This is a genomic window from Paenibacillus sp. P46E (assembly GCF_001909095.1).
GTDB lineage: Bacteria > Bacillota > Bacilli > Paenibacillales > Paenibacillaceae > Paenibacillus_AQ > Paenibacillus_AQ helianthi.
In genome coordinates, this window is sequence record NZ_LVYZ01000050.1 from 74,965 (window position 1) to 82,208 (window position 7,244).

A 7,244-nucleotide genomic window follows, 5' to 3' on the forward strand; every position below is an offset into this window, starting at 1 on the left:
TTTTTGAGAAAAAAATAACAACCTTCCGGTTGTCGTTACAGCCCGGTCCGGGCTATTTAAAATAATTGACCGCTAACCCAAGAAGAAACGGCAACAACCCATACAAAAGGCTGCGTCCGTTTCTGAAAATGGCCTAGCAGGAACAGCTCGGACTACTCTTCTCCGCGGGTTACAATGATGCGGTCTTCATAGATCTCTTCCAGAGCAACACCGACATTCTTATGTGATCTCGGAGCTTTAATATCGGTCTTGCCGCCTTCACGCAGCGCTCTTGCCCGGCGGGCTGCCGCAACAACCAAGGAATACTTGCTATCAACTTTGGTCATCATTTCGTCAATGGATGGATATAACATGTAAAACACCTCTTCATCTTTTACTGTGATATGAGCTTGAGTTCTGATGTACCTATCATCTCACCTTACAATGTTCGGCGATGATGATGCTTTCTATTCGCTTGCAGGCCAGATCAATCTCATCATTCACTACTGCATAATCGTAATGCCGGATCAGGCCGATCTCATCCTCCGCCACGGACATACGGTGGTTAATGACATCAGGATGCTCCGTACCGCGTCCGCGGATGCGGTCCTTCAATTCGTCCATGGACGGTGGAAGAAGGAACACAAAGATACCTTCGGGAAATTTGTCTTTGACTTTGAGGGCTCCCTGAACTTCGATCTCCAGAATAATGTCTCTTCCGCTGTCGAGTGTTCGCTCCACAAAATCACGCGGAGTACCGTAATAGTTGCCTACGTACTCCGCATATTCAAGCAGCTGATCGGCTTCAATCATGGCCGCAAACTGCTCTCTGGTTTTGAAAAAATAATTGACTCCGTTTTCTTCGCCTTCACGCGGCAAACGCGTTGTGGCGGAAACGGAATAGACTAGTTCAGGCATCTTCGGCCGCAGTGCGGAACATACAGTTCCTTTACCAACACCGGACGGGCCGGATAGTATGATCAGCAATCCTTTTGACATAGTACACTCCATTTGTTGTTATTCGTCGTTATCGTCATCTTTGCTGGATAGACGGTGTGCCACAGTCTCCGGCTGCACAGCCGAGAGAATGACATGATCGCTGTCTGTAATGATGACGGCCCGCGTCCGGCGGCCGTAAGTGGCGTCGATCAGCATATGCCGGTCTCTGGCCTCTTGGATAATACGTTTGATTGGTGCAGATTCCGGGCTGACAATGGAAATAATTCGGTTGGCCGATACGATATTCCCAAAGCCGATGTTGATTAATTTAATTGCCATGTTCCGGTTGTTCCCCCCATAGATTACATCTTGGCTTGCTTCAGATCACTGTCATTCCAGGTTCGCTGCTTGTTCACGTATCTTCTCCAGCTCAGCTTTCATATCCAGCGTGAGATTCACCAGAGTCAGATAATTACATTTGGACCCGATTGTATTCGTCTCCCTGTTCATCTCCTGAATGAGAAAATCCAGCTTGCGTCCTGCCGGCTCGCTTCCCTTCAGCAAAGCCTTGCATTGTTCAAAATGACTATACAGCCGGGTAAGCTCCTCATCAATATTACAGCGGTCGGCAAAGACAGCAATTTCCATTCCGAATTTATGCTCTTCAAAAGGGAACGTCCCGTCACTCAGCCCGCTGAGCCGCTGACGCAGCTTCTCACGGTACTCGTTCACCACCACAGGAGCAAGTGCTGCCATTTCAGCATGCAGCTCCTCCAGATGATTCAGCCTGCGCCCCAGATCAGCGGCTAGAAATCCGCCTTCACGGGCTCGCATCTCTAACAAGGCTTCAAGACTCCGGTTCAGACCCTGCTCAAGAATATCCTTGAAATCCTGGTCCAGGACGGATGCATGGGCATCTTCCTTGAACTCCATGACTCCTGGCATCGAAAGGATGTCCCGCAGCAGCAGCTCACCTTGAATCCCAAATTCCTCTTGCAGCTGCTCAGCAGACTTCAAATAGGAACGCACCGCCGAAAGGTTCAGCACTTGTGCCAACTCGGCTTCTTCGGTATGCTCCCTGTTAATGATGACATCTACTCGTCCCCGTTTGATATGAGCTTGAACCTGTCTTCGCAGCATATCCTCATAAATCGTCCAATCCCGGGGCATCCGCAGTACAACTTCGCAGTAACGGTTATTCACCGATTTAACTTCGAACGTAATCTTGTAACCGCCGAATTGCAGGGATGATTGACCGTATCCGGTCATGCTAAATGACAACGGAATCACATCCATTACACTATTGTAATTGATTATTACTAGCGAAACAAGGGGGACAATTTGCGTCCTTGTTTCTCCCACACATACTCCAGGAGCTGCACACTCATATCATAGAACATAAACGGTGTCATTAAATAGATGCCATTAAAATGCCTAGTAGCCGCATCCAGCAGCTCTTTGGCGATCCGTACACCCTCTGCACGTCCTTCTTCGCCTTCCAGACCCTGCATCCGGCTTCTCACTTCGGGGGACAGCTGAATGCCGGGAACTTCATTATGAAGATATTCGGCGTTACGTCCGCTGGCCAGCGGCATGATACCAATAAAAATAGGGATCTCCAGGTGCGCCGTAGCCTTCGCAATGCGTTCGATCAGCTCAGGATCGTAGACTGGCTGGGTCATGATATAGTCGGCACCGGAGGCAATCTTTTTCTCCAGACGTTCAACCGCCTTGTCCAAATGCTTAACATTCGGGTTGAATGCGGCTCCGATAACAAAATTCGCGTTCTGCTTCAGCGGCTTTCCGGAAAAGGCGATACCGTCATTCAACTGCTTGATCATCCGTATAATTTCAAATGAGGTCAGATCGTAGATAGAGCTTGAACCCGGCAAATCGCCGAATCTGGCCGGATCACCCGTAACTGCCAGCACATGGTCAATGCCCAAAGCATCGAAGCCCATGAGATGGGATTGGGTTCCGATCAGATTGCGGTCACGGCAGGCAATATGAACCAGAGGACGCAGGCCCGTACGGGCCTGAACCAGATGCCCCAGCGCCATATTGCTCATTCTTGTCACAGCAAGCGAGTTATCCGCAAGCGTCAGAGCATCTGCACCTGCTCTTCGCAGCGCTTCCGCACCACGCATGAACTTCGCAATATCCAGATCACGCGGCGGATCAAGCTCAACAATCACCGTGTGGCGTTCCTTGACCAGATCGACCAGTGTCGGTTCATGGCCATCACGTTCTTCGTTATCTCCCAGATGCTCCTGTACCGTCAGGCGCTCCAGATTGTTCTGGGCTGTCGGCTCCGGCAGAGGCTGCGGCGAATACTCGCGAAGAGCGGCAGAGATCTCAGCGATATGCTGTGGCGTTGTGCCGCAGCAGCCCCCAATAATACGGGCACCCATATCCGCAAAAACCGGGGCCATCTGTCCAAAATAATCCGGCGAGGCACCGTACCGGTACTGCCCGTCCACATAATCAGCGATACCCGCATTGGGATATACCGAAGCGGGGAGCCTTAGGCTTCCCTGTAATGACTTTAATGCACGCTTAATGCCATTAGGTCCGGTTCGGCAGTTAAAGCCGATAATATCCGCACCGTCCTGCTCCAGAATATGAAAAGCCTCCGTCAGCGTTAATCCGTCCAGAGTACGCGCGGTCTCATCCACAGCCAGCTGGCAGATCACCGGAAGCTCGCTGAGCTTGCGGACCGCTCTTAATGCCAGATGCAGCTCCTCCACATCATAGAACGTTTCCAGCATAATCCCGTCAGGCTGCTCTTCCAAAAGCGCCGAAAACTGCTGGGCATAAAACCGTTTCAGCTCAGTGCTGGACAGGTTTGCCCGTTTACCGGCGCGGATGGAACCTACCGCACCTACAACATATCCGGTTTCCCCTGCGGCATGCCGTGCAATCCGTACACCTGCGCGGTTGATTTCATCCACCTTAGCCTCCAGGCCAAATTTGGACAGCTTGTCATAATTGGCAGAGTAAGTATTACTCTCCAACAGCACCGCTCCCGCTTCAATATAGCTCCGGTGTACATCTTCAATAACCTCTGGAGAGGTCAGATTCAATTCTTCATAGGAGATGCCTACCGGGAATCCTTTTTGATATAAAAAGGTTCCCATCGCTCCGTCTCCGACCAACACGTTATTCTTCCATGCAGAGCGTAAATCCGGCTTCACCGTAAGAACCTCCCTTAATCAGTCCATAGTTTCATACTAATGTAACATAAATCGGGATGGATGATAAGCTTTCACCAGGCAAAAGCCATTCGTCTCACCAGACCCTAAAAAAGCAAATCCCCGAATCGGAGACTTGCTCTGAAAGTAATAAGTTTTAGCTTATTTTGAATTTTCCAGCCAGTTCCAATAATTCTTCAGACATTTTTGCCAGAGCCATTGATGCACTATTGACTTCTTCTACTGTCGCCAGTGTTTCCTGTGCAGAAGCTGAAACACTCTGTGTCCCACCGGATGTTTCATTGACGATAACAGATATCCCTTCAAAAGCTGTTACCAGATTTTTGGTATCACTGGACATTTCTTTGGAAGCCTCGGAAACTTCACTGATCTCAGCGGTCACACCATGCATGGCCAATTCTATCTGTTCAAAGGCTTCTCCTGCCTCAGTGACGGAACGTATTCCCTCAAGAACCTCTTCTTCACCTTTTAATACCCTGGATACACTGATTTCGCTCTCCAACTGAATGCTCTTGATGACTTCAGAGATCTGCTTTCCAGACATAGCAGTCTGGTCAGCAAGCTTTTTCACCTCAGAAGCTACAACCGCAAATCCTCTGCCGGCTTCTCCTGCACGCGCCGCTTCGATGGAGGCATTCAAGGACAACAGATTCGTCTGTCCTGCAATCTCATTGATAAAGTTAATAATCGTACCGATTTCTTTTGATTTCTCACCTAGCGATTTAACCGATACGGCAACCTCAGTAGAGTTATTTTGGATCGAAGCCATTTGCTGTATCGCTGACTTAACCGCGTCAGATCCCTGTAGCACAATGTGCGAAGCATTAATGGCGGACTGGTTCACACTGGAGGCACTTTCTTCAATAAATACTGCCTGCTCATTCATCCGGTTTACCATTTTCATACTTCCGGCTATACTCTCAACTTGTTTTTCCGTACCTTGGGCCAGATCCTCAGTAATATGAGCAATATGCTCAGTGGCCTGGCTTGTTTGTTCAGCACCGGCTGTCAGTTCTTCGGCGGATGCTGCAACCTGCTCTGCATGAGACCCTATTTCCTGAATCAGATGCCGCAGATTGCCCGACATGTGATTAAAGGAAACCGCCAAATCGCCAAGCTCATCCTTGTTCTTAATTCGAATCTCGTTAACTGTCAAATCTCCGTTGGCAATCCGTACAGCAGCTGTCTGCAGCAGCTTAATGGGTTTCGTTATCTGACTGCTGATCAGCAGAGATGATGCCGCTGCCGCAATTAATGATATGATGCTGATTCCAATAATCGTGGATTCCACATCTTTTGCACGTTGCTGCGCCACGGCAATTTTATGATCAGCTTCCGTCTGTTCCGTAGTAACCAGGTTACGGGCTACTTCAACAAATTTATCCAACACGACGCTCTGATTTACTGCAATTGATACTATGCTCTCTGATTCACCTTTATTTTTAGCGTCAATCATCTGATCGGATATTACTATGAATTGCAGCTGCAGCAAATCTAATCCGGCCAAAATCTGCTGTTTACCAGAATCTGTGATCAGTGATTCCAGCTTCGCATGATGTTCCGTGAATTTAAGGCGTGCAGCTGCATAGGCATCCATTTTTTTCGGATCTGCAGAAATGATAAAATCGGATACATCCGCATGTTCAGATTCGATGGTAGTGTTCAAATCTTTTATTAAACCAATTGTAGCCACTTGTTTTTTCAGGAGGCTGGTATAGGTTCCGTTAATTTGCGAGAGATACATGTACCCGGTAACTCCGATAAACACCAGAAAAATCAAAACGATACCAAACCCTATGTAAAGACGCTGTTTTATACTTTTCGCTTGAAAGATACTCTGCATTCTGTTCACTTGCTTCCCTCCTCTTTCGGTCCCAATATCTCTTCAGCCTGTGCTCTGAACGTGCTTGCAGCCTGCTCTGGTGTAATACTGCCGGCATACAGGTTTTTCAGTATAATTTTCAGAGCGTTTTGAACAACCGCATCAGACAGCGGTGCTGGCGGATCAATTGGGGTGGAGTGTTTGGCAATATAGCTCATGTATGAGTATTGTTCTTTCCCCTGTTCGGTGGATTGACTGGATAATTGTTCTGCGATTTTAGTTGCAATCGGAACTCCGCGGTCACCCTTAAGAATGTTATTCGCTTCCTTGTTATTAGTGAGAAAATCAACGAATTTAACTGCCGCTTCCTTATGTTTAGAATAAGAAGATACCATGATGAACATAGAAGGCTTCACAAAGTTTCCTTCCGCAGTGGCTCCCTCAACCGTAGGAAGATTCATAATTTTCAGCGTTCTGCCCGCTTCGTCACCATTTGAAACCATTTGGTTGCTTACAAGTTGTAAAAATGCAGTTTTCCCTGTTGCCAGCGGGTTTTTCTCATCCTTGGATGAATCTGTACCGGGGTTCAGAAGCCCCTGATCCAGCCATGTTTTCGTCAGTGTCAGATATTCAACAAGGGTAGCATCTTTGAAACCAAGACCTGTTTTTTCCTTATTGTAAAAAGATTCACCCTTCATTCTGAACCAATAGGATAAATCAAACATCGCATACAAAGGATAAAAACCCGGGGTTTGCACCTTATCTTTAAATTGCTGCATCGTTTGTTGCATATCCTGAATGGAATACGAATCCTGAAGTGGTTCTATACCATATTGTTTAAACATTGCAGGGTCATAAGCGATTCCAAGGGCATTCGATCCCATAGGAATACCATACTGTTTCCCTTCATACTGTCCGGAGGCCAGATAGGATTTATCCACATCAGACAGATCAAGGACGTTGGACTTCATATACGTGTCGAGTGGCTCAATCAAGTGATGGGTGACATAGTTAAAAGCAAAATTATAGTCTGTCTGCATGATATCTGGTGTTTTTTGCTCAGCGGTTTCCATCGCCAGCTTTTGGGCTACCTCAGCAGTTGAAGAGTAATCCTCGGTATTAATTTTAATATTAGGATTCTCTTTCTCAAACAAATCAATAACTTTTAACGTGATCTCCTTACGGCTCGGCTTACCCCACCACATAAAATTCAATGTGATTTGTTCATCCGACTTCTTAACTTCTTCGTTACCTTTTCCTGTACACCCCGCAAGGGATATCAACATCACAGA

General features: G+C 47.5%; 7 protein-coding genes. All 7 read right to left on the bottom strand.

The window, feature by feature from the left end; all coding sequences use genetic code 11:
* Window positions 1-152: 152 nt before the first annotated feature.
* Window positions 153-353, bottom strand: coding sequence for a DNA-directed RNA polymerase subunit omega (gene rpoZ / locus A3849_RS19205; protein WP_074088596.1), 201 nt, complete (start codon window positions 351-353; stop codon window positions 153-155).
* Window positions 354-408: 55 nt separating this feature from the next.
* Complete coding sequence (gene gmk / locus A3849_RS19210; protein ID WP_074112871.1) at window positions 409-978, bottom strand: guanylate kinase; 570 nt, start codon at window positions 976-978, stop codon at window positions 409-411.
* An 18-nt stretch (window positions 979-996) separates the two neighbouring features.
* A complete protein-coding gene (gene remA, locus A3849_RS19215) occupies window positions 997-1,257 on the bottom strand; it encodes an extracellular matrix/biofilm regulator RemA (protein ID WP_006209218.1) in 261 nt (86 codons plus the stop codon).
* Window positions 1,258-1,308: 51 nt separating this feature from the next.
* Window positions 1,309-2,199, bottom strand: a complete 891-nt coding sequence (locus A3849_RS19220) for a YicC/YloC family endoribonuclease (protein ID WP_074112872.1) — start codon at window positions 2,197-2,199, stop codon at window positions 1,309-1,311.
* A gap of 38 nt (window positions 2,200-2,237) precedes the next feature.
* Window positions 2,238-4,112, bottom strand: a complete 1,875-nt coding sequence (locus A3849_RS19225; RefSeq protein ID WP_074112873.1) for a bifunctional homocysteine S-methyltransferase/methylenetetrahydrofolate reductase — start codon at window positions 4,110-4,112, stop codon at window positions 2,238-2,240.
* Between the two features lie 154 nt (window positions 4,113-4,266).
* Window positions 4,267-5,973 carry a methyl-accepting chemotaxis protein gene (locus A3849_RS19230; RefSeq protein ID WP_074112883.1) on the bottom strand — a complete coding sequence of 569 codons (1,707 nt, stop codon included), beginning with the start codon at window positions 5,971-5,973 and terminating at the stop codon, window positions 4,267-4,269.
* A gap of 5 nt (window positions 5,974-5,978) precedes the next feature.
* On the bottom strand, window positions 5,979-7,244 hold a 1,266-nt coding region (locus A3849_RS19235; RefSeq protein WP_143191863.1), incomplete at its 5' end, for an ABC transporter substrate-binding protein.

Bases quoted from the DNA above. Each gene is read 5' to 3' on its own strand.
- remA (WP_006209218.1), bottom strand. From the start codon at position 1,257: ATGGCAATTAAATTAATCAACATCGGCTTTGGGAATATCGTATCGGCC.
- gmk (WP_074112871.1), bottom strand. From the start codon at position 978: ATGTCAAAAGGATTGCTGATCATACTATCCGGCCCGTCCGGTGTTGGT.
- rpoZ (WP_074088596.1), bottom strand. From the start codon at position 353: ATGTTATATCCATCCATTGACGAAATGATGACCAAAGTTGATAGCAAG.
- A3849_RS19230 (WP_074112883.1), bottom strand. From the start codon at position 5,973: ATGCAGAGTATCTTTCAAGCGAAAAGTATAAAACAGCGTCTTTACATA.